Below are 23,221 nucleotides of genomic sequence, written 5' to 3'. Positions count from 1 at the left end.
AATTTACTATTTTTTACGTTACTTTTACCTTCTTTAAAGTTTGTTTTTATATTATATATTTTTATATACTACTTCTCCCAAACAAAGAGTCATCTTGCAATCTAAATTCTCATCAAATATAGCTATATCTGCATCCTTACCTATTTCTAGACTTCCTTTTTTGCCATTTATACCTAAAGATGTTGCAGGATTTAAAGATGCTAAATTAATAGCTTCATTCACTTTAAGATTTGTATTATCTAAGAAGTTAAATACCATTTTATTTAAAGATAATACACTTCCTGCTAATGCTCCATTTTCAAGTCTAGCTTCATTCCCCTTAACAATTACTTTCTGACCTCCAAGGGCATAATCTCCATCTTCAAGCCCACCAGCTTCTATAGAGTCTGTTATCAAAATAAGTCTTTCTTTCCCTTTATTATTCAATATAAATTGAAATAAATCTTTATTTATATGGATTGTATCTGCTATTAATTCACTATATACATTAGTTGTAAGTGCTGCGCCAACAACACCTGGGTCTCTATGATTTAAACCAGTCATTGCATTAAACATATGAGTTACATTTGTCACACCTAAGTTTATAGCTTCTTTAGCTTGCTCATAATTTGCATTACTATGACCAATAGATAATACTATATCTGTACATCTTTTTATTTCTCTAGTAAAATCAAAATCAATGTCCTTCTCTGGAGCATAAGTTATAACTTTTATAACATCTTTATATTCTTTGATAAATTCATATTTTGAATTTATTATAAATTTTTCGTTTTGTGCTCCTTTATAATTTTCATTTATAAAAGGTCCTTCTAGGTGTGCACCTAATACCTGTGCTCCTTCAAGTTTTCTATTTTGGGCTTTTTTTATAATTTCAAGCGCATCATAAACATGTTCTTTATCCATAGTCATTGTAGTTGGAAGAAAAGAAGTTACTCCATGTCTCATTATTGATTTTGAAATTATCTCAATAGATTCATCAGTAGAATCCATCGTATCTTTACCCATATTTCCATGTATATGAATATCAATAAGCCCTGGAGATATATACTTTCCATCAACATCTATAACTTCACAATTATTTGGTACACTATCTGCTATATCAATTATTTTTTCATCAAATACGAGTACTTTATTTTCCAAGATTTGATTTTTTAATATTATCTTTCCATTAATTAAACATTTCATATTATTCACCTACTCACTCAATACTATTTCATATTGATATTTATCTGTTCTAAATATTGATATGGTATATTCTATAGGATTACCTTCTCTATTATAAGAATTTCTATGAAGTTTAAGAGCCAAAGCACCTTCTTCTGTCTCCAAAAGTTTACTTTCTTCATCAGAAAGTATTATTGGTTCCATTACTTGCTCAGCTTTTTGTATCTTATAACCATATTTTTCATTTAACACTCTATATAATGAAGAATTATCTAATATCCCTTTTGTAAGACCCTTACACATTTCTTCTGATAGATATACTATTTCCAATCCAAATGGCTCTCCATCAGTATATCTAAGTCTAACAATCTTATATATATTTGTTGTATTATCACTTATTCCAAGTTTTCTTTTAACTAAATCATCAGGTAGTTCCATTTCAAAGGATAATATATCAGTCTTTATATTTACTCCCTTTTCTTTCATAACATCAGTAAAACCTTTTACGTTTGAAAACTGATATTTCTTTTTTTGCTTTGCAACAAATGTTCCTTTACCTTGTACTCTATAAAGAAGTCCTTCTGTAACTAATCCAACAATCGTTTTATTTACTGTCATACGACTTACATTTTGTATGTTGCAAAGTTCTCTTTCTGGCATTATTGCATCGCCTTCTTTAAGTTCGCCAGTTTCTATCATATTTCTTATTATTGAACTTAATTGAGTATGCAATGGTATGTTACTAGATTTATCTACTATTTTCATATAGTCACCACTTTTCGATATGGTATATACCAATTTTGGTATATACCAATTATACTTTAAAAGAAATTTTATTTCAATAGTTTTTAACTTATTTTGTAAAAATTTTAGTAAAATCTAAAGACAAAAAAGAAATTGAAGTTTATACTATATAAGAAGCTAGAGAATTGCAAAATACATAGATAACTACATTATTTATTACAAATTTCACTAATACTAATACATATACTGTGAAAAACTACTATATAAGTATATTGTGGCTAAATTATAAATATAAAATGAGAGGATGATTTTGATTTGATAAACATAGGTGATTTTAATAAACTTACGGTAAAAAGAAAAACTGAATTTGGATATTTTTTGGATGGACAGACTAATAATACAAAAGACGATATACTTCTTCATAATAGACTAATTGGAAAAAATGAAATAAATATAGGTGATGAGGTAGATGTTTTCATATTTAAAGATTCTGATGATAGAACTGCTGCCACTTTAATTCCTCCTTTAGCTAAGGTTGGAGATGTAGCACACTTGAAAGTAGTTGACAATACAGATATTGGAACTTTCATAGATATGGGACTTTCTAAGGACATATTAGTTCCTTTTAAAGCTAAAACTTATCCATTATTTAGAGATGAAAAATATTTATTTTATATATATTTAGATAAAAGTAAAAGAATTGCTGCCACTACAGATATAGATTCGTATTTATCAACAGACCATACTTACAATGTTGGAGATGTTGTAACTGGAATTGTATATGGATTCCAAACTAATAATTCTGCCATGATATGTGTCGATAATAAATATGCTGGTGTAATACTTCATAATGAATACTTTACTGAATTAAAAACTGGCGATGTTCTTGAAAATTTACATGTTATAAAGGTATATGAAGATGGAAAACTAGGTCTTTCTCCTAGAGGAAATAGAAAAGATGAACTTGATACTTTAGAAAATAAAATCTTAAGTTATTTAGAAGGTTCTGATGGATATATGAGATTTAATGATAAATCTGACCCTAAAGATATTTCTATATTATTTAATTCAAGTAAAAAGAATTTTAAAAGAGCTCTTGGAGTGCTTATGAAAAAAGGATTAATCTATCAAGATGAAGAAGGAACTTATCTAAAGTAGGATACTTAGATTTAAATTCTTATACTACTATATACTGATTGTAACTACATTGTTTTTGTAAAAAAGTGTTGAACTCAATAAAATTTGCACAATAAAAAATCGAAGTAAAAATGAAAAATATTTTCTATTTACTTCGATTTTTTAAGTTTAACTATTTAGGAGAAATACACATGGATTTAGTTCAGTTAAAAATAAAAAAAGATAATTCTCTAATAAAGTACATTAAGATTATCAGAAAATTTGATAACTCCTTATCTGTTAATGTTATTAAGGAAACTTATCTTCACTAGAATTTCTGGATAATTGGCTAAAGACTCTTAATCAAATAAATCTTGAGGTAGAAAAAGACATAGATAGAAAAATAGAGTAGAAAAAATATATTTTATACTTTGAAATTTGAGAATAATGTAGATTTAAACATACAATAAACGCTAGACTCTAAACCAGCAAATAGTGGTATGCTATGAAGCATACCACTTGTTATTAATATCATATTCTTCTGCATATAATTCCTTGTAAACTTACCTAATACATTATAAATAAACCTACTAATGTATGCAGAATCAATATATTTATTATTAATTTTGTATAAATTTACTTCCAACGCTTTAATGTCGGAAAGAACTTGTTCATCATTGTTCTTGCTTCATCCTCAGTCATATCCTTATTAGTTTGAATCATATGAGGTACACAAATCTCTATCATCTCTTCCATGCTTACATCAGCTGTAAATTCACCATCTTTGAAACAATAACTACAATAATCAGTACTTTTACTTCCATCTTTATTTGTCCCATATAATTCATCAGTTTGTCCCATTGGCATTGCACAACATTGGCAAAATTTAATTTCTTCCATTTTAAATCACTCCTTGTACTTTTCTTTGGCTCTTAACCATATTCAAATTATATCAATACTAATATGACATGTTTATGTCATATTAGTAATAAAAAATGAAATAATTCCACTAAAATATTGTACTTTTAAGGTGATTGAAAACTTGAACTTTAATAACTATCCTTCTTTTTTATTATGTAGGATTGTAGACTCTTTTGACATCCATTTTTTTCATAGAACTCTTCTACTCCTGGCTGTGCACCAAAATATAGCATAGTTGGGGTATTCTCTTTGGCAAGCTGAAAAAGCTTGCTACCAATGCCTTGTTTCTGATACTCTGGAAGAACAAGCAATTCTGTAATTGTTCCAAAATAATAACCATCTGAAAGAATTCGCAGACATCCTACAAGCACTTTATCATTATAAGCAGTTATATTCAAAGTTTTTGATAATGCAGTCTGTGTTTCATCCATATCATAATCTCCTGGCCATATCCTATTGACGAATGGTATAAACGTTGAGGCATTAAGTTCTTGGTCATTAACTTTATATTCCATTATCTCTTGCACCTCCATAAATTTAAATTTATTAATTTATAATATTAACATTATATCATTCCCACATAGACACAACAATAAAAATCAGCATGCCTACATTTTCTAACACGTTTAATCATAAAGATATGTATGTAAAGGTAAGGATATATCAGTATAAGCCTATAATAAAAATGCCCCTATATCCGATAAAATAAGGATATATGAGCATATAAAAATTTATATTCTATTTACTTTAGTTTTTATTGCTGCTTCTTTAACTGCTTCAGTAACATTTTTTACAACATTTTTATTAAATACATCTGGTAATATATACTCTGGGCATATCTCTTCATTGCTTATAGTATTGGCAATTGCATATGCAGCAGCTATCTTCATCTCTTCATTAATCTCTTTAGCCTTAACATCAAGTGCTCCTCTAAATATTCCAGGGAAAGCCAAGACATTATTGACTTGATTAGGGAAATCTGAACGACCTGTTCCCATTATGAATGCTCCCCCTAGTTTCGCTTCTTCTGGCATTATCTCTGGAGTAGGGTTTGCCATTGCTAGTATTATTGGCTTTTCAGACATACTTTCAACCATTTCCTTTGTAAGAGCTCCTGGACCTGAAACACCTATAAATACATCTTTTCCTTTTATAATGTCTTTTAAAGAACCTTTTTCATTTCTTATATTGGTTACTTCTAACATTTCTTTCTGAACATAATTTAGATTTTCTATACTAGCCTCTAATGCACCACTTCTATCACATAATATTATATTTTTAACATTCATATTAAGTAGTATCTTTGCTATAGCTATACCAGCAGCTCCTGCTCCATTTATTACTATCTCTAAATCTTCTATTTTTTTATTTTCAATTAATTTTATTGAATTTATTATAGCTGCTGCAACAATTATTGCTGTTCCATGTTGGTCATCATGAAATACAGGTATACCTAAAGATTTTTTTAGTCTTTCTTCTATCTCAAAGCACCTTGGAGAAGATATATCTTCCAAATTTATTCCTCCAAATACTGGTTCCATCAATTCAATAGATTTAACTATCTCATCTACATCATTAGTCTTTAGACATATCGGAAAGGCATCTACATTTGCAAATTGTCTAAATAATATAGCCTTACCTTCCATAACAGGTATAGATGCTTCTGCTCCAATATCACCCAATCCTAGTACAGCACTTCCATCACTAACTACTGCTACTAGATTTCCTTTAGAAGTATATCTATAAACATCTTCTTTATTTTCATGTATTTTTAAACAAGGCTCTGCAACTCCTGGCGTATATGCTGTTGATAAATCATCCTTATTTTTAATTTCCACCTTGCTCTCTACACTTATTTTTCCTTTATTGATTTCATGCATTTCTAATGCCAATTTTGCATAATCCTTAGACATCAATTTTCCTCCTTAAATTATATACAACTATTTTTTAATCTTGATATTCATATAAATTTATAAACTTTATTTGCATTCATAAAGTGCTCGACCTTGCTCATATATATTATTTCCATAACTATCTATAGCTACTGTAAGCTTAAGGTCTTCTACTACAATCTTTCTTATAGCTTCCGCTCCTAAATCTTCATATGCAATAATTTCACATGATTTTATTGAATTTGAAATATATGCCCCAGCTCCACCTATTGCAGCAAGGTAAACTGCTCCATATTTTTGCATCCCTTCTATGACTTCATCACTTCTTTTTCCTTTACCTATCATAAGTCTAAGACCTCTTTCTAAAAGAGGTATAGTCAAGTCATCCATTCTATAGCTAGTTGTTGGACCAGCAGCTCCTATAACTTCTCCTGGCTTTGTAGGAGTCGGTCCTACATAATATATTCCTTGACCATATACATCAAAAGGTAATTCCTCACCTTTATTTATACAATCTATCAGCCTTTTATGAGCAGCATCTCTTGCTGTATAAAGTATACCATTCAAACTAATAGTATCTCCACAATTTAATTTAGCTATATCAATTTCACTTACAGGTGTAGTTATTTTTATCATTTTATTTTCCTCCTAAATTACTACCTTCTTATGTCTTGATGCATGGCAGTTTATATTTACAACAACAGGAAGACCTGCTATATGTGTAGGAAAAGTCTCTATATTTAAGCCTAAAGCTGTTGTAGTTCCACCCAATCCTTGAGGCCCTATACCAAGCTTATTAATAGATGCTAATAATTCACTCTCAAGTTTAGCTATATTTTCATCTTTATTAAATTCTCCGAGTTCTCTAAAAAGTGCCTTTTTAGCTATTTGAGCACATTTATCCACAGTTCCACCTATACCAACTCCAATTACCATAGGAGGACATGGGTTAGGTCCAGCTTCTGAAACTGTATCTATTATGAATTTTTTAATACCTTCTAAACCATCTGAAGGTTTTAACATTTTCATCTTGCTCATATTTTCACTTCCAAATCCCTTAGCTGCAAACTCTATTTTAACCTTATCACCCTTTACCATCTCATAATGGATAATAGCTGGTGTATTATCTTTTGTATTCACTCTGCTAATAGGACTTACAACAGACTTTCTTAAGTATCCTTCTTCATACCCCTGTCTTACTCCCTCATTTATAGCATCAGTAAGTGTATCTCCTTCAATTACAACATCTTGTCCTAATTCAACAAAAAATACAGCCATACCAGTATCTTGGCATATTGGTATATTTTTTTCTTTTGCTATTTCAGCATTTTCAACTAATATATTTAATATATTTTTTCCAACTTCACTCTTTTCACTTTTAGCTCTTTCTTTTATACAACTTAGAACATCTTCTCCTAAATATAGACTTGCTTCTATACAAAGTTTTTTTACATGTTCAACAATTTGTTCAGATTTTATTTTCCTCAATCGAACATCCCTCCATTACTTTATAAAAAATATTCGTGATTACATTTACACTTTACCATTATTCTTAAAATTTCTCAATATTTTTGTATAATTACATATAAGCAACTGAATATTTATTTAAGAGTTATTATTAATGTTATAAACAATATATATCCTATTATTAAGCACATAATCTCTATATTTTATATGTAATGCTTATTTTTTTATTACATCTACAAATTCTACCTGTATAAGCTTTTGTAAATCAAATGGTGACAGCTCTATTTGATAGCCTATTTTTCCTGCACTCACAATAATCGTCTCCAGATTTTTTGCACTTTCATTTACAAAAGTTCTATAAAGCTTTTTCATACCTATAGGAGAACATCCTCCTCTAATGTATCCTGTAAACTTATTTATATCTTTTACATGAATCATCTCCACACTTTTCTCTTTAGCTACCTTTGCGGCCTTTTTTAGGTCCAAATTTTCATGTACTGGTATTACATATACATATATATTCTTACTAACTCCTTGAGTTACTAGAGTCTTATACACTTCATTTACATCTCTTCCTATATCATGTGCTACCTCAACACCATCTACATGTTCACTTTTCACTTCATAAGACATTACTTTATAATCAATCTTATTTGAATCTAATATTCTCATAGCATTAGTCTTAACCATACATTCACTTCCCTTTTATAAAATACGAACATTACACATCTTTTCGAATATTCTGTACTATTTTAACGCAGCCTTATAGATTTTAAATAAGTATATTTTAAAATGACAATATTATTATAACTCTATATCAACTTCAAGACTTCATTTTTTTCCAATTCATTAGAATTTTTTAATATTTTTTTTATTCTAATTGGAGAATCTCCTAAAATGAATATTCTATCTGCTAAAAATAATGCTTCCTCTATATTATGAGTTACAAATAATACAGTTCTCTTTTCTTTTTTTAGTATCTTTTTAAAATTATCCATTATAATTTGTGTATTCTTTACATCAATAGATTTAAAAGGTTCATCCATTATAATATTTTTTGATGGGTATATAAACGCTCTGGCAATGTTTACTCTTTGTCTAAGACCACCACTAAGCATTTGTGGATAGAACTTTTTATATTCGCTAATTCCAACTAATTCTAAATACTCATCACAAATTTTATTTAGTTGAACCTTATTATAGTATCTATTTACGACTATCTTTATATTTTCTTCTACTGTTAACCAGTCTATAAGTCTATCATCTTGAAATATATAACTAGCTTCTAATTTATTTTCTACTCTATTCAATTCTTCTTTGATACTTAGATTGTCAGTATCATTTTTAATAATTCCACTTATTATGTTCAAAAGTGTAGTTTTTCCACAGCCAGATTTTCCAAGAATACAGTTAACCTCATTAACATAAAAATCAATATTAAAATTTTCAAATATAATACGATTGTCATACCTTTTATTTATATTTTCAATACTCAACTTTATCTTTTCCATAAAAAAGCTCTCCTTGCTAAAAACTTTTGAGTTATTTGTAAAATGGCAGAAATTAATAGAACGATAATTATCCATGCAAATATTCCAGATGTATTAAAATTAATTTTTTCAGTCTGTATCATAGTTCCAATACCATATGTAGGTTGACTATAGACCTCTCCTGCTATAGCAACTTTCAAGCTCAAAGAAAATGTTGACACTAGTATAGATATAATTTGAAATTTTATAGCTGGCAAATAAATTTTTAGTACCTTATCTATAAATCTTATTTTATATACACTTGCCATTTCTAATAAATTCTTATCTATATTCAATATAGCACCTAAAACGTTATCATATAATATAGGAAAAACTATAGCAAATCCAACTATAAAAGGCGTGCTATCTTTTTCAAACCAAATAAGTGCAAGTACTACCAATATCATAGTTGGTATTGAACGTGCTAACGCATTAATTGGTTTTAATAAGTTTCTAAAAAATCTACTTAAATAGGACATTATTGACAATATAATAGCAAAAACCACAGCAAATAAAAAACTAAAAAAACATCTTCCCATAGAATAAAGTATGTCTATATAGAAATTAGAATTAAGTATGATTTCTTTAATACTATTAAATACTTGAACTACTGTTGGCAAAAAGATATCATTATCAATTTTCAAAGCAATAATTTGCCATAAAAATAAGAGGATAACACAAGAAAGTGTTACCTCTAATTTATCTATAAATTGTTCTTTATTTTTTTTATTTTTCAACAGAGTATATTGCTTCATCAGGTACTTTGCCTCCTAATGTCTTATCATCAAAATCAGCCAATTTATCATAGTAGTTTTTGTAGTCTTCAAGCATATCTTTAACTGGAATATATTTTAAATTAGCTCTTTCAAGAGCTTTTCCTATTATCTTTGATTCAGTAGATATTTTTATTTTTTCAGAATATGCACCTAATTCTTCAGGATTTTTATTTGCCCAATCTATACTATTTGATAATTGACCTACAAAAGAATCAATAAAATCTTTATTATCTCTTAAGAACTCAGATTTCACAATTAATGTAGATTGTGGATAGCCCTCTTTTGAGCTGCTCATTTCCTTCCACGAGTCATTTAAACTTTTTATGATTTTTATATCTGGATTTTTAGACATCAAAGCACTAAGTGCAGGTTCTGGAACAATACCTGTTGTAATTTTACCAGTAGCCAATAATGGTACTAATTCACTTGCTGAATTCACATAATTGAACTTTATATCTGAAGAACTTATACCCTTTTGCAATAAAATACTCTTCATAGTTATATCTGGAGTAAGCCCTTTACCTGTACATCCAACTTCTTTACCAAGCAAATCAGAATAGTCTTTTATATTTTCTGTTGATACTAAATAAAGTGAACCCATTCCTACAGTACCAACGATATTATATGATGAAGTTTTATTATATGCTATTGCAGCCATATTTGATGGAACTATAGCTATATCTACATCTTTTTTCATCACTCTCGTAGAGATTGCCTCTGGTGTCTTCTCAATACTATACTCTGTTTCATATCCCTCTTTAATTTCTGGATTTTCATTTGCAAGTTTAGCTATTGCTACTGCTGGCAATCCATCTGGAACAGCCACTTTTACTTCTTTAACAACTGATAACTCTTTTTTTGGAGATTTACTTTGCTCTGATGAACATCCTACCAAAAAAGTCACACCGAATACTACTAATAATATTATAGAAATATACTTTTTCATCTTTTCCTCCCAAAGCTAACATCTTATAAAATAATTATATTTATTTATATTAATTTCTGTTAATTTATCGAATTATCCTTCTTATTTAAATCTTTTTATTTATATTATCTTCTAATATCTTTTCTTTTTCTTAGTTGAACTTTTTTGTTGATTCTTATTAGTTTTGTTATTTGTATTGGCTCTTTTGTTTTTATTTACACCTTTAGATGTATTTTTCTTAGAATTATTTCTATTAAAATAAGGCTTCTCATCTCTTGGCTTTATCAGACATCTATGCCCAAAACCAATTAAGTCTTCTCTCCCAGCTTCTACTAATGCAGAATATACTAATTCATAATTTCTAGGTGCTCTATACTGTAATAAAGCCCTTTGCATTGCCTTGTCACGTTTTGCCTTAGGCACATAAACTGGCTGCATTGTAAGTGGGTCTATACCTGTATAAAACATTGTCGTAGATAGAGTTCCAGGCGTAGGATAAAAGTCTTGAACCTGCTCTGGTTGATAATGAGTATCCCTTAAATACTCAGCTAACTCTATAGCACTATTTAATGTTGAACCAGGATGGCTAGACATTAAGTATGGTATTAAATATTGCTTTTTACCCAATTCTTCATTTATAGCAAAAAACTTCTGTCTAAACTTATCATAAGTTTTTCCTGCTGGTTTTTGCATATATTTTAAAACTTCTTCTGATATATGCTCTGGTGCTACCTTCAATTGACCACTTACATGATGCTCTATCAATTCTCTAAGGAATTTATTGTTTTTATCTGCCATTACATAATCATATCTGATACCAGAACGCACAAATACTTTTTTTATTTTAGGTAATTTTCTTACTGCTCTAAGTAAATGTAGATACTCACTATGGTCTGCATCTAAATTTTTACATGGTGATGGTGATAGACATTGTCTATTTTTACAAGCACCTTTAGTAATTTGTTTATTACATGCTGGCCTTCTAAAATTAGCTGTTGGCCCCCCAACATCATGTATATATCCTTTAAAATCATCTAAATTTGTTATTCCTATTGCTTCATCAATAATTGATTTTTCACTTCTACTTTGAACTGCTCTCCCTTGATGAAATGTTATTGCACAAAATGAACAACTTCCAAAACATCCTCTTGAGCTTACTATACTAAATTTAACTTCTTCTATCGCTGGTATACCACCAAATTTTTCATATACAGGATGGTATGTTTTTTGATATGGTAAACCATATACTTCATCTAATTCTTCTCTGCTAAGAGGCTTTTCTGGCTTATTTTGTACTAAATACTTACCTCCTTGAGGTTGAACAATTACATTTCCTCTAAATGGGTCTTGCTCATCATATTGAATTTTAAAAGCCTCTACATATTTCATTTTGTCTTCACATATTTCTTTATATGATGGAATTAATATATATTTATCATATATTTCATCCAAAGTATCTGCAACATAACATGTCCCATCAATGTGTCTAATATATCTTGGGTAATATCCATCATTAAGTGCATTTGCCACCTCTACAATCTGCTTTTCACTCATACCATAAACTAATAAATCAGCACCACTATCTATTAACATAGATTTTCTAACCTTATCACTCCAATAATCATAGTGTGCAAATCTTCTTAAACTGGCCTCAATACCACCTATGATTATTGCAACATCGCTATATGCTTCTCTTATTTTATTGCAATAAACTATAGTCGCTCTATCTGGTCTATAACCCATTTTTCCACCTGGAGAATACATATCTTTGTCTCTGTGTTTTTTACTAACAGAATAATGGTTAACCATTGAATCCATATTTCCTGCATTGACTAAGAATCCAAGTCTAGGCTTTCCTAACCTCATAAAGTCGTCTGTAGTCTTCCAATCTGGTTGTGCTATTATTCCAACCTTATATCCAGCATTCTCTAAAACCCTAGATATTATTGCTGTCCCAAAACTATGATGGTCTACATATGCGTCTCCTGTAACTAGAACAAAATCTAATTCTTCCCATCCTCTATCTATCATGTCTTGTTTACTTATTGGTAAAAACTTATTTTCCATATTATCACCTGCTCAATATATATTTAACAAATATTTTTCATACAAAAGTATCTTTTTATTTTGTTCTTAACGCTTAATTATATCACAAAAAATACTTAAAACCACAACTTAAATAATTTATATAGGCATTTTAAGTCTAATAAATTTAAATTGTGATTTTAAGTAAATTCATAATACTATATTTTAAACATTTTCTTCAGGCTCAAAACTACTTACTTCATTCCCAAATATTAAGCATGCATCTTTGCCATCAAACCATTTCAGAGTAGTTGTAGTTATATTTGCATTTATATCAAATTTTTTATTACGCATAAATGATTTACAAGTATCACTGCTATCTTTTAAATGCCTCATAGGACATTTTTTACAAGGTTTGTTTTGATTGTTTAAGATTGCCTTATAACATAAATCCCCTATATGAGTATTTGGTGCTGACTCAAGCATTTTTTTATTTATAAATAACAATTCATAAGTATTTCTATCAACAACATACGCCCATATATCCATATTGTCCATTACAGACTTTTGAATCTTTAAAGACTCTTCTAGCTTGTTTTGTATACGCATTTTTAATAAAAACATACTAAGTGTTTTAGATATAAAGGTTAGTGTATTTACTTCATCACTAGTCCACATACGATTATATGAACATTCATCAAAACCTACAAAACCTCTAAATTCATCACCCTCCAAAATTTTGCATTGTAATATTGAACGTATATCTTGTGGCTTAAGTATTTTTTTCTCATCACTACCCAAACTATCAATATCATTACAATAAAATAATCCATCTGCATTAAAGTTTAAAAGATAATTGCCTAAATCATCATAATAAATATTTTTAAGATTATCAATTTCTGAACTTATCCCCTCATTGCACCATTCAAATGTATTCTTACAAGCTAAATTATCATCTGAGTTTTCAAATATATAGACACGACTTACATTAAAATGCCTACCTACAATATCTAGAATTAAGTTTACTGCCATTTCTATATCGTTTGATTCATATAGTATATCAAATATATAGTTTGTTATATGTTCTTTAAAAGTCCTATCTATATTGACATTTTCATACGTATTTCTTGTATTAGTTATATATTGTGCTTTATCAATTCTTTTATCATATAATGTATAACAATTTTTACCTTTTCCTTTAGCTGAATAAAGAGCTATGTCTGCACGTCTAAATAACTGCATATAGTCCAGACCATCTTGTGGAAATCTAGCAATCCCTACACTTAAGGATATCTTATAATTGTTTCCTGCCCCTACAAAAGACCTTTCAAAGGCTTTAACCAATTCTTCAGCTTTATTTATAATATCTCTTATTTCAGAAACGTCTTTCATAAAAACAATAAACTCGTCTCCACCAATTCTTCCTACTATATCAGATGCCCTAAATAAATTAATTAAATCACTTGCAATTTCACTTAACACAGCATCCCCATATAAATGCCCTAAATTGTCATTTATTCCTTTAAAATCATCAATATCAATAATCATTAAAGCACCTTTTCTTTTTTTATCTAATGTTATGTACTCTTCTATAAGCGATTGAGATGCTTTTTTATTATATAAGTCTGTCAAAGGGTCTTTTTCTGCCCTTTCTTTCAATTTTTCAGCTTCTCGCTTTACCTCATCAATATCAGTCAAACTCCCTACAACCTTATAAGGCATTCCATTATCATCAAAAAGTGTTGTTGCCTTTATGCTAAACCAGGCATAAGTAGTATCCCTAATTCTAAGTCTAATTTCACACTCTTCATATTCACTACCTTCTGAAGTAAGTTTAATTAATGAAATAAATTTATCCATATCATCCTGATATATATCTACTGATTTAATTAGATTTTTTGTTGCATTTTCGGTTATAGGGTCATAGCCAAACTTATTATACCAGTTTGGTGAAATATTCATTTGGTCTTTTTCTATATCCCATTCTACTATGATATTTTGAGTCTGTTTTATAATAATCTCATGACGTTCTTCACTTTTTTTAAGCTGTTGTTCTAATAGTTTAGCAGAAGTAATATCTACAATAACACTACATAATACAGATTTCCCATCTTCATAAACTATTTTTCTACCTTTTAATAAAATCCATATAATAGTTCCATCCCTTTTCTCTATTCTTTGTTCACTCGCAAATGTATCACTTATTTTGAGTTGTTCATTAATACTATCAATAAGTCCTCTTCTATCATCTTTAAAAATCAGTTTTATTAATTTATTATTTAGTTCGTCTTTCAGTTGTTTACGTGTATATCCAATCATATTTAAATATCCTTCATTTAAATATATACTGTCAAAATCATCATTTATCTCAGTTATAACTATACCACCAACAATATTATTATTAATAGCTTCTATTTCAAATCGTTTTGAATTTAGCTCTTCTTGTGTCTTTTTAAGTTCTGTTATATCAGTTAAAACTCCCTGAATACACTCATTTCCTTTGTTATCCTTTATAGATTTACTTCTCTCTAAAATCCAAATTATACTTCCATCTTTTTTTACAATTCTATATTCAACTTCAATTTTATCTTGTTTTTCTAACTGATTTAGGATAGTACGATTAAACTTGTCTATATCTTCTTTGTAAATCATATCTTTAAATTTATTTTTAAATATTCTATTTAAATCTTCATCAGAGTAACCTGTAAGTTCTAGAAACCCTTGACTTACATATGACATAGTCATATCTTCATCTTTCAGACAGTTTTTAACACCTCCTAGTATATTATCTGTAAGTGCTTTAAACTTTTCTTTTTCGTTTATAATGACCCTAGTATTATTATTTATAATGTAGGCTATGTATACTATGAAAATCAATATAACTAGTAGTATTTCCAATGCGAATATATATACATCATAAGATATATTTTCTGACTGAATAGACACTATTTCATTTGGTACAACAGAAAAAACATACCAATCATTAATCCCAAGTGGTCGATAATTTAGCATAAATTTCTCATTATCTAAATTATAATTAGAATATCCCGATTTATCATTTTTCATATTTTCTTTTATGGTTTTTATACAATCTACTTCATTACAATTATCTTTGTTGAAAAGTTTAAATATACAGGATATCATTTTACTATTTGTACTTTGAGCAATTATATCTCCATTTTTTTTTGCAACAAAAACATCTGCCTTTTCATCAAATGCTGATAATCCTAATAATTCATTTAACTTTGTTGAATCATAAATTCCACTTAAAACACCCACTATTTTCCCACTTTTATAAATGGGTGCTGATAAAACTATTATTTCTTTTTTATCGATACTAGATTTTAAAGGCTCTGATATATTCCTTTCCCCATTCTTAGCTTTTTTAAAGTAATCTCTATCTTGAATATTACTGATGATTCCATCATTAGAATAACTTTTTCCATCCAATCTAGAAACAGTCATACTAGTTAAAGAACTTCGATTTACACTAGAATCCATTAAATCAATTACCATTTCATCATTTATATTGTTCAAATTTCCAATAAAATTAGCAATAGATTCAAGCATGTCAAATTGACCACTAAGTTTTGTCTTGAGATTAATTATATTATGTTCTGTAAACTCGGACAAATATGTATGTGTGGTTTCCTTTAACTTATTATCTAATTTAAACTTGAACTTAAAAATAGCACCACCCGTTAAAATAATTATAATAATAAACAAGATACTAATACCTAATATTCTTGGCTTTAGTCTGTTAATCATACTCACATCCTCATTATATAATTATGTTATTTAATTCTTCAGTAGGAAATTATCTTAAAATAGAAAAAATATTTAACTAAAACCGAGTATTCTTTATTCATTTTGCAAACATTTGCATTCATTCCTATTTTTAAGATTTTTTAATAAATATTTTATTTCTTCCTATATTAGAATTAAACAACATACTTTCAGATTTATTTATAAAACCTTGGTTCATACTTTACTCTTAATAAATATTAAGAACTCTAACTCTATTTTTAATTTATCAAAACTGATAATGTAATATATTCATTATTATTCATTCCTTTTCTAATTAATTACTATCCCCTTAATTTCATACAAAAAAAATAATATGTATTATCGGATAATAATTCTAGCATAACATTATAATGTCCTTTTATTTTTTCATTTTTATAAGTGTGAAAATATAATTTATTATTATAAAACATAAATTTTCATTCTAAATTATAACATAGAATACTGCTATCTATATATTAAAATTATCCATTTTCTAAAAAAGGTAACTATTATTAAAAATATTATCTTCTAGTGTTTATATATCATATATAACTTTGAACAAAAACAAGGGCTAAAAAGTGTAAATCTCACTTTTTAGCCCTTGTTTAATTATTCATTTATTTCATGTAGAAATAGCCCACATCTTACTTTAGGTTCAAACCATGTTGATTTTGCTGGCATTATCTTGCCTGCATCTGCTACTCTTATCAAATCCTCAATACTAGTTGGATACATTGCAAAAGCTATCTTCATATCTTCATTCACTCTTTTTTCTAATTCTTCAAGACCTCTTATACCACCAATAAAGTCAATTCTTTTATCTACTCTAGGATTCTCGATTCCTAAAATAGCATCAATAACATAGTCTTGTAATATAGAAATATCTAATGAATCAACAGGGTCTTCTATTTCTAATAAATTCTTATTAGCCTCCATTTTGTACCATTTATTGCCTAGATACATCCCGAAAGTTCCTTTTTTGTCAGGTTTATATTTTTCTTTTCCTTCTATTTCTTCTAGCTCAAAATTTTCTTTTATTTTATTTATAAATTCTTCCTCACTTAAACCATTTAAGTCTTTGATAACTCTATTATAATCCAAAACCATTAAGTTCTCATCTGGTGCAATCATAGCTATAAAATAATTAAATTCTTCTTTTCCAGTATAGTTTGGATTTTTAGCTCTCATTTCTTTTGCTACATTTTCTGCTGAAGCTGTCCTATGATGACCATCTGCAATATATAGATAATCTAATTTTCCAAATTCATCTACTAAATTACATATTATATCATCATTCTCAATCTTCCATACTGTATGCTCTATCTTGTCATCTGTTACAAAATCGTATAAAGGGTCATTATTATCCATAAAATCATTGATTATATCATCTATCAATCTTTGATGTTTATAAGTTACAAGTATAGTTCCCGTATTAGCATCACAGTATTTTATATGCTTAGTTCTATCAATTTCCTTTTCTGGTCGAGTGTATTCATGTTTTTTTATTGTTCCATTTAAGCTTTCATCAACTGATATGCATGCTACTATACCAACTTGAGCTCTACCATCCATGATTTGTTTATATATATATATACACTCTTTATCATCTTTTACTAGAATTTCTTGTTGTCGAAATTCATCTAAATTTTCTCGCGCTTTTAAATAAACTTTTTCATCATATAAATCTATATCTTCATCTAAATCAATTTCTGATTTATCTATATGCAAAAATGAATATGGATTCCCTTCTGCAATTTTTCTAGCTTCTTTACTGTTCATAACATCGTAAGGAAGTGCTGCTACTTTATCTACTATATATTTATTTGGTCTAATCGCCTTAAATGGTTTAATAGTTGCCATTACTCATTTCCCCCTAATTATATAAATATTTTATAATGCTACCTCTATTAGATTATTGAAGTCAAGAAAGAAATCTTGAATCACATTTACTATTTCTTCTCCTATTCTTTCTTGAGCTTCTACTGTAGATGCCCCAATATGAGGTGTAGGAGAAACTCTTGGATGATTTACTAAGTCTAGATTTAGTGTAGGTTCTTGTTCATAAACATCTATAGCAGCTGCTGATAATTTACCTTCATCTAATGCTTTTAGTAAATCTTTCTCATCAACTAAACCGCCTCTTGCACAGTTTATTAAATAAGCACCATCTTTCATCTTGTTTATTTCTTTTTCAGTTATTACTGCCCCCTTATTCTTATCAAATGGTATGTGTAAAGATAAGAAATCTGCCTTTTCTAAAACTTCTTCCATATCACAGAATCTATATTTGTTAAAGCCTTGTGCTTCACCCATTATGTCAGTATATATGACATCCATACCTAATAGTTCGGCTCTCTTTGCAACTTCTTTTGCAATTCTTCCAAAACCGATAAGTCCAAGTGTCTTTCCATTAATTTCTGTACCTTTATATTTTTTCTTCTCCCATTTTCCATCTCTCATAGTTACATTTGCAGTATTTATGAATCTTGCAAGTACAAATAATTGACCTATTGTAAGCTCTGCAACAGATATACTACTTGCATTTGGAGTATTCATAACTTTTATGCCATTAGCTTCTGCATATTTAACATCTATGTTATCTAATCCTACTCCACCTCTTACTATTAACTTCAATTTTTTGCCCTCTAATGCTTTATCTATTACATCCTTAGTAACTTTAGTAGCTGAACGTACTACAAGTACATCAACATCTTTAAGTTTATCTCCTAAAACATCTTTTTCATAAAACTGCTCTATCACATTAAAATTTAACTCTCTCAATTTTCTCGCTGCTTCTTTCTCTATTCCATCAGTAATTAATATATTATACATAACAAACTCCTCCAATTTTTATTCACTTAATTTTCCCAATTTTTATTTTTTAAAGTATTTTTATCCATAAAACACTTTATTTAGTTTAACTTTCTGTTTATATAATTTTCAAAATATTTTTTTATTAAAGTCATATCAAATTTCCCTATTCTTTGTTAAAAATTTAATATGTAATTTTTATAAAATATATTCTACTATATATTCTAAATTTCTATTAAAAATACATAATTTTATAATATTATTTATTAAAACCTAATATATCATCAATATTATCTAATAATTCTTGTACATCTTCGACAGTATAGTCACCCATATGTGAAATTCTAAAAGTTTTTTCTTTTAAATCGCCATAGCCATTTGCTATCTGGAATCCTCGTTCTTGTAATTTTGAATTTAAATTTGATACACTAATACCTTGAGTATTTTCTATAACAGTAAGTGTATTGGATAAGTGATTTTCATTGGTAAAAATTTGGAAGTGTTTTTTAGCCCAGTTTCTAACTAAGTTTGCCATGTCTTCATGTCTGTTAAACCTGTTATCTAAGCCTTCATCTAATATATTATCTAATTGGAAATCTAAAGCGAACATGTGAGAAAGAGATGGTGTTGAAGGGTATTGGTAGTTTTTCTTGATTAAGTATTCATACATTGCTAACAAATCAAGATATACTCCTCTAAAAGGTACTTGCTTAGCTCTATCGATTGCTTTTTGAGAAAATGTGCAAATAGACATTCCTGGTGGTAATCCCAGTGCTTTTTGTACTGATGTTATACAAATATCTATTCCAATCTTATCAACCTCGACTTTTATTCCACCGGCTGAACTTACAGTGTCTACACAGTAGACCACATCTTTATACTTTTTAACAACTTCTCCAATTTCTTCTATTGGGTTTCTTATTCCAGTTGAAGTTTCATTGTGAGTTACAGTTATTAAATCGTATTCTCCAGTAGAAAGCACCTTATCAACCATTTCTGGTGTTGTTGCCTCTCCTAATTCAACTTTAAATATATCCGCTGGGACATTATTAGCCACTGCCATTTTGTACCATCTATCACCAAAGGATCCACAGGAAAATACTGCTGCCTTTTTGGATGTACAGGAACGAATGGAGCCTTCCATTAAACCAGTTCCGGATGACGTGGATAAAAGTATCGTGTTGTTTGTATAGAATAGTTTTTGCATTTTTTCACTTATACTCTTTTGGAGTACAGATGCATCTTTTCCTCTATGTCCTATCATTGGTGTAGCCATCTTTTGCAAGACTTCTTCTTTAACATCAATAGGACCAGGAATAAATAATTTCTTACTCATTATAATTCCCCCCTTTTTTAGTTTGTAATATGGATAGCGTTTTTACTGTCCTTATTTTTAATAACTATAATATCAAGCTGAATTAACTATGTCAACATAAAATTTATTTTTTATATATAATTTTTATTATATATTTTATGAAATCATTCATTTTGCACATCATCACAAGTCTGAATATTCTGAAATATACTCTCAAAAAAAATAGACTTTTTAGCTATGTAAATTAATTTTTTTGATATGTAAATTTAATGCTATTAAGAGAAATCTTTTTAGTATAGCTAATTTATTTTTATTTTATATTTTTTATAGAATTTTTTAATTTTATGTTTTTTAGATATAAACTTTTTTTAATTAAAGTTCAATATATTCTACATTTTCTTTTGATTCTTCGAAAAACCATTCTTCATCAGAAAAGTCGCCTTCTGAAATTTGACCAATAGGCATTTTCATATATTTTCCAGTTGCTGTCACTGCTACATCTCCATTTGGTAGAATGATTTCACCTGTACCTTCAAACAATTTCCTATTTTCTTTAGTTATTCTTCCAACAACTTTTATAGTCGCATCCGTTGGCACTGGCTTTTTATATTTCAATTCTAAAGATACTGTCACTCCCCAAATTTGGTCATCATTTATACTTACAGCTCTTCCAATAGTCTCATCCAATATTGCAGCAGACATACCTCCATGTACTCTTCCTGGATAACTCTGATGCCAATCTTTTGTATTACAAATTGATACAAGTTCTCCATTTTCAAGTTCATAAAAATCTGCTTTAAGTCCTAGTTCATTTTGTGTTCCACAAACTAAACAAGATTTGCTACTATTTTGCTTCTTTAAAACCTTATACTTTGCCAAAAAATCCATCTCCTAACCTACATTGATAGTTGCTTAATATTAAATAATTCTAAAATATATTATATAATATTAATTAAATACCTGCAAACTTCTAATACTAAAAATAGACTATTTCGATATGATGACTTTAATCTTATGTATTACTTTCTAAAAAAAACACAATATGGTTTTATGTAATTAAAATTACTTAAAACCATATTGTACTCTAAAAATAAACTATATTAAAATAGATTTTTTACTAATTTCCCAAATCATACATTCAATCTGTATTATATAAATTAAATTATAATTCTAAATTTCATTTACTATTAATTCGCCCATTTCCTTAGTTCCTACAACAGTTCCCATACCATTATAAATATCACTAGTTCTATAGCCTTTATTAAGTACACTTTGCACAGCATCTTCAATACACTTAGCTTCCTCTTCTAAATTAAAACTATGTCTTAGCATCATGCTTACAGATAGAATAGTTGCAATTGGGTTTACAATATTTTTTCCTGCTATATCAGGTGCACTTCCATGTATTGGCTCATACATACCAAAACTATCTTCTCTAAGTGATGCTGATGGTAACATACCTATAGAACCTGTAATCATGGATGCTTCATCAGATATTATATCTCCAAATATATTATTAGTTACTATTACGTCAAACTGACTAGGGTCTCTTACAACTTGCATCGCAGCATTATCAACATACATATGAGATAACTCTACATCCTCAAACTCTTTAGCTAGTTCTTCCATTATACTTCTCCATAGTCTTGAACTTTCAAGCACATTTGCCTTATCCACACTTATAAGTTTTCCTTTTCTATCTCTAGCTATTTCAAAAGCTCTTTTTCCAATTCTTCTTATTTCATTCTCGTTATATGTCTCTACATCATAAGCATTTTCAATGCCATCAATAATTTTTCTTCCACGTTCTCCAAAATAAATGCCCCCTGTTAACTCTCTCACAACAATAAAATCAATGCCTTTCTCAACTATATCTGCTCTAAGTGGTGAAGCTTCTTTTATACTTTCATACATTGTAGCTGGTCTTAAGTTGGCAAATAATCCCAATGACTCTCTTAACTTTAAAAGACCTGCTTCTGGTCTTATATCACCCTTACATTTATCCCACTTTGGACCTCCAACAGCACCAAGTAATACAGCCTCACTTTTTCGACAAACTTCAACAGTTTTATTTGGTAAGGCCTCTCCAGTTTCATCTATAGCACATCCTCCAGCTAATACATATTCACAATCGAATCTATGGTTAAATTTAAAGCAAATTTTATTTAGAACCTTTATACCTTCTTCTATTATTTCTGGTCCAACACCATCACCTTTTATGACTGCTATATTATAATTCATAACCCACTACCCCCTGTTTACTTTTATTGAATTGATTAAGCCTTCATTTAGTATAATATTTTGCATAAACTCAGGAAATGGTTCTGCCTTATACTCTTTTCCTTTTGTTATATTTTTTATGACACCTGTAGAAAAATCTACTTCTATATTATCTCCTTCTTCTATATTGTTAGCAGCCTCTTCACATTCAAGTATAGGAAGCCCTATATTTATAGAGTTTCTAAAGAATATTCTAGCAAAAGTAGAAGCAATTACACAGGATACTCCACTTTCTTTTATTACAATTGGAGCATGTTCTCTTGATGAACCACAACCAAAGTTTTTAGTGGCAACTATAATGTCTCCTTTTTTTACCTTAGAAACAAATTTATCATCAATATCCTCCATACAATGCATAGCTAATTCTTTATAATCAGCTATATTTAAATATCTAGCTGGTATTATTACATCTGTATCTATATTATCTCCGAATTTAAAAACACTTCCATTAGCAATCATAAATTTTACCC

Annotated in this window: 20 protein-coding genes; 1 reads left to right on the top strand and 19 read right to left on the bottom strand. The window is 28.6% G+C overall.

Features of this window, described 5'->3' with window-relative positions; genetic code table 11:
- Positions 1-51: 51 nt before the first annotated feature.
- Both nagA and Q3223_RS14435 read right to left on the bottom strand, forming a co-directional pair.
- Positions 52-1,185 carry an N-acetylglucosamine-6-phosphate deacetylase gene (nagA, locus tag Q3223_RS14440; RefSeq protein WP_074178268.1) on the bottom strand — a complete coding sequence of 378 codons (1,134 nt, stop codon included), beginning with the start codon at positions 1,183-1,185 and terminating at the stop codon, positions 52-54.
- A 9-nt stretch (positions 1,186-1,194) separates the two neighbouring features.
- A complete protein-coding gene (locus Q3223_RS14435; protein WP_054269552.1) occupies positions 1,195-1,929 on the bottom strand; it encodes a GntR family transcriptional regulator in 735 nt (244 codons plus the stop codon).
- A 294-nt stretch (positions 1,930-2,223) separates the two neighbouring features.
- Here Q3223_RS14435 and Q3223_RS14430 point away from each other — a divergent pair, with 294 nt between their 5' ends.
- On the top strand, positions 2,224-3,066 hold the full coding sequence (locus Q3223_RS14430) for a S1 RNA-binding domain-containing protein (protein ID WP_054269551.1): 843 nt from the start codon (positions 2,224-2,226) through the stop codon (positions 3,064-3,066).
- A 594-nt stretch (positions 3,067-3,660) separates the two neighbouring features.
- Here Q3223_RS14430 and Q3223_RS14425 read toward each other — a convergent pair.
- From Q3223_RS14425 to leuD, 17 genes are all read right to left on the bottom strand, one after another.
- Positions 3,661-3,924 carry a zinc ribbon domain-containing protein gene (locus tag Q3223_RS14425; protein ID WP_054276162.1) on the bottom strand — a complete coding sequence of 88 codons (264 nt, stop codon included), beginning with the start codon at positions 3,922-3,924 and terminating at the stop codon, positions 3,661-3,663.
- A gap of 149 nt (positions 3,925-4,073) precedes the next feature.
- A complete protein-coding gene (locus Q3223_RS14420) occupies positions 4,074-4,460 on the bottom strand; it encodes a GNAT family N-acetyltransferase (protein ID WP_407812123.1) in 387 nt (128 codons plus the stop codon).
- A gap of 216 nt (positions 4,461-4,676) precedes the next feature.
- Complete coding sequence (locus Q3223_RS14415) at positions 4,677-5,858, bottom strand: NADP-dependent malic enzyme (protein WP_407812122.1); 1,182 nt, start codon at positions 5,856-5,858, stop codon at positions 4,677-4,679.
- A gap of 66 nt (positions 5,859-5,924) precedes the next feature.
- The gene (locus Q3223_RS14410) at positions 5,925-6,473 is read right to left on the bottom strand and encodes a Fe-S-containing hydro-lyase (protein ID WP_054269547.1); all 549 of its coding nucleotides are present in this window, start codon (positions 6,471-6,473) and stop codon (positions 5,925-5,927) included.
- A gap of 12 nt (positions 6,474-6,485) precedes the next feature.
- The gene (locus Q3223_RS14405; RefSeq protein ID WP_054269546.1) at positions 6,486-7,325 is read right to left on the bottom strand and encodes a fumarate hydratase; all 840 of its coding nucleotides are present in this window, start codon (positions 7,323-7,325) and stop codon (positions 6,486-6,488) included.
- A 195-nt stretch (positions 7,326-7,520) separates the two neighbouring features.
- The gene (gene ybaK / locus Q3223_RS14400; protein ID WP_054269545.1) at positions 7,521-7,994 is read right to left on the bottom strand and encodes a Cys-tRNA(Pro) deacylase; all 474 of its coding nucleotides are present in this window, start codon (positions 7,992-7,994) and stop codon (positions 7,521-7,523) included.
- Between the two features lie 122 nt (positions 7,995-8,116).
- Positions 8,117-8,815 carry an ABC transporter ATP-binding protein gene (locus tag Q3223_RS14395; RefSeq protein WP_054269544.1) on the bottom strand — a complete coding sequence of 233 codons (699 nt, stop codon included), beginning with the start codon at positions 8,813-8,815 and terminating at the stop codon, positions 8,117-8,119.
- Positions 8,803-9,588: an ABC transporter permease gene (locus Q3223_RS14390; RefSeq protein ID WP_054269543.1), complete on the bottom strand. Its 786-nt coding sequence runs from the start codon at positions 9,586-9,588 to the stop codon at positions 8,803-8,805. The genes Q3223_RS14395 and Q3223_RS14390 overlap by 13 nt, the downstream gene beginning before the upstream one ends.
- The gene (locus Q3223_RS14385; RefSeq protein ID WP_054269542.1) at positions 9,560-10,555 is read right to left on the bottom strand and encodes an ABC transporter substrate-binding protein; all 996 of its coding nucleotides are present in this window, start codon (positions 10,553-10,555) and stop codon (positions 9,560-9,562) included. The genes Q3223_RS14390 and Q3223_RS14385 overlap by 29 nt, the downstream gene beginning before the upstream one ends.
- Positions 10,556-10,666: 111 nt before the next feature.
- Positions 10,667-12,601: a YgiQ family radical SAM protein gene (locus tag Q3223_RS14380; RefSeq protein ID WP_407812120.1), complete on the bottom strand. Its 1,935-nt coding sequence runs from the start codon at positions 12,599-12,601 to the stop codon at positions 10,667-10,669.
- A gap of 183 nt (positions 12,602-12,784) precedes the next feature.
- Complete coding sequence (locus tag Q3223_RS14375) at positions 12,785-16,327, bottom strand: diguanylate cyclase domain-containing protein (protein WP_219674220.1); 3,543 nt, start codon at positions 16,325-16,327, stop codon at positions 12,785-12,787.
- Between the two features lie 627 nt (positions 16,328-16,954).
- Positions 16,955-18,205 carry a DUF1015 domain-containing protein gene (locus tag Q3223_RS14370; RefSeq protein ID WP_054269539.1) on the bottom strand — a complete coding sequence of 417 codons (1,251 nt, stop codon included), beginning with the start codon at positions 18,203-18,205 and terminating at the stop codon, positions 16,955-16,957.
- 30 nt (positions 18,206-18,235) lie between these two features.
- Positions 18,236-19,177: a D-2-hydroxyacid dehydrogenase gene (locus Q3223_RS14365; RefSeq protein ID WP_054269538.1), complete on the bottom strand. Its 942-nt coding sequence runs from the start codon at positions 19,175-19,177 to the stop codon at positions 18,236-18,238.
- Between the two features lie 238 nt (positions 19,178-19,415).
- Positions 19,416-20,492 (bottom strand): alanine--glyoxylate aminotransferase family protein, encoded by a 1,077-nt coding sequence (locus Q3223_RS14360; protein ID WP_021383755.1) that lies wholly within the window; start codon positions 20,490-20,492, stop codon positions 19,416-19,418.
- 351 nt (positions 20,493-20,843) lie between these two features.
- The gene (locus Q3223_RS14355) at positions 20,844-21,359 is read right to left on the bottom strand and encodes a PaaI family thioesterase (RefSeq protein WP_054269537.1); all 516 of its coding nucleotides are present in this window, start codon (positions 21,357-21,359) and stop codon (positions 20,844-20,846) included.
- A 282-nt stretch (positions 21,360-21,641) separates the two neighbouring features.
- Positions 21,642-22,712: a 3-isopropylmalate dehydrogenase gene (gene leuB, locus Q3223_RS14350; protein ID WP_054269536.1), complete on the bottom strand. Its 1,071-nt coding sequence runs from the start codon at positions 22,710-22,712 to the stop codon at positions 21,642-21,644.
- Between the two features lie 6 nt (positions 22,713-22,718).
- Complete coding sequence (leuD, locus tag Q3223_RS14345; RefSeq protein WP_054269535.1) at positions 22,719-23,210, bottom strand: 3-isopropylmalate dehydratase small subunit; 492 nt, start codon at positions 23,208-23,210, stop codon at positions 22,719-22,721.
- Positions 23,211-23,221: the final 11 nt, after the last annotated feature.

Source organism: Clostridioides sp. GD02367 (assembly GCF_045900275.1).
Taxonomy (GTDB): domain Bacteria; phylum Bacillota; class Clostridia; order Peptostreptococcales; family Peptostreptococcaceae; genus Clostridioides; species Clostridioides difficile_A.
This window is presented reverse-complemented; position numbering and strand designations above follow the sequence as displayed.

What these genes read in the sequence shown, in the direction of transcription:
- Q3223_RS14360 (WP_021383755.1), bottom strand. Translation starts at nt 20,492, where the DNA reads ATGAGTAAGAAATTATTTATTCCTGGTCCTATTGATGTTAAAGAAGAA.
- nagA (WP_074178268.1), bottom strand. Translation starts at nt 1,185, where the DNA reads ATGAAATGTTTAATTAATGGAAAGATAATATTAAAAAATCAAATCTTG.
- Q3223_RS14365 (WP_054269538.1), bottom strand. Translation starts at nt 19,177, where the DNA reads ATGTATAATATATTAATTACTGATGGAATAGAGAAAGAAGCAGCGAGA.
- Q3223_RS14385 (WP_054269542.1), bottom strand. Translation starts at nt 10,555, where the DNA reads ATGAAAAAGTATATTTCTATAATATTATTAGTAGTATTCGGTGTGACT.
- Q3223_RS14425 (WP_054276162.1), bottom strand. Translation starts at nt 3,924, where the DNA reads ATGGAAGAAATTAAATTTTGCCAATGTTGTGCAATGCCAATGGGACAA.
- Q3223_RS14395 (WP_054269544.1), bottom strand. Translation starts at nt 8,815, where the DNA reads ATGGAAAAGATAAAGTTGAGTATTGAAAATATAAATAAAAGGTATGAC.
- Q3223_RS14410 (WP_054269547.1), bottom strand. Translation starts at nt 6,473, where the DNA reads ATGATAAAAATAACTACACCTGTAAGTGAAATTGATATAGCTAAATTA.
- ybaK (WP_054269545.1), bottom strand. Translation starts at nt 7,994, where the DNA reads ATGGTTAAGACTAATGCTATGAGAATATTAGATTCAAATAAGATTGAT.
- Q3223_RS14435 (WP_054269552.1), bottom strand. Translation starts at nt 1,929, where the DNA reads ATGAAAATAGTAGATAAATCTAGTAACATACCATTGCATACTCAATTA.
- Q3223_RS14370 (WP_054269539.1), bottom strand. Translation starts at nt 18,205, where the DNA reads ATGGCAACTATTAAACCATTTAAGGCGATTAGACCAAATAAATATATA.
- Q3223_RS14420 (WP_407812123.1), bottom strand. Translation starts at nt 4,460, where the DNA reads ATGGAATATAAAGTTAATGACCAAGAACTTAATGCCTCAACGTTTATA.
- leuB (WP_054269536.1), bottom strand. Translation starts at nt 22,712, where the DNA reads ATGAATTATAATATAGCAGTCATAAAAGGTGATGGTGTTGGACCAGAA.
- Q3223_RS14390 (WP_054269543.1), bottom strand. Translation starts at nt 9,588, where the DNA reads ATGAAGCAATATACTCTGTTGAAAAATAAAAAAAATAAAGAACAATTT.
- Q3223_RS14380 (WP_407812120.1), bottom strand. Translation starts at nt 12,601, where the DNA reads ATGGAAAATAAGTTTTTACCAATAAGTAAACAAGACATGATAGATAGA.
- Q3223_RS14355 (WP_054269537.1), bottom strand. Translation starts at nt 21,359, where the DNA reads ATGGATTTTTTGGCAAAGTATAAGGTTTTAAAGAAGCAAAATAGTAGC.
- Q3223_RS14415 (WP_407812122.1), bottom strand. Translation starts at nt 5,858, where the DNA reads ATGTCTAAGGATTATGCAAAATTGGCATTAGAAATGCATGAAATCAAT.
- leuD (WP_054269535.1), bottom strand. Translation starts at nt 23,210, where the DNA reads ATGATTGCTAATGGAAGTGTTTTTAAATTCGGAGATAATATAGATACA.
- Q3223_RS14375 (WP_219674220.1), bottom strand. Translation starts at nt 16,327, where the DNA reads ATGATTAACAGACTAAAGCCAAGAATATTAGGTATTAGTATCTTGTTT.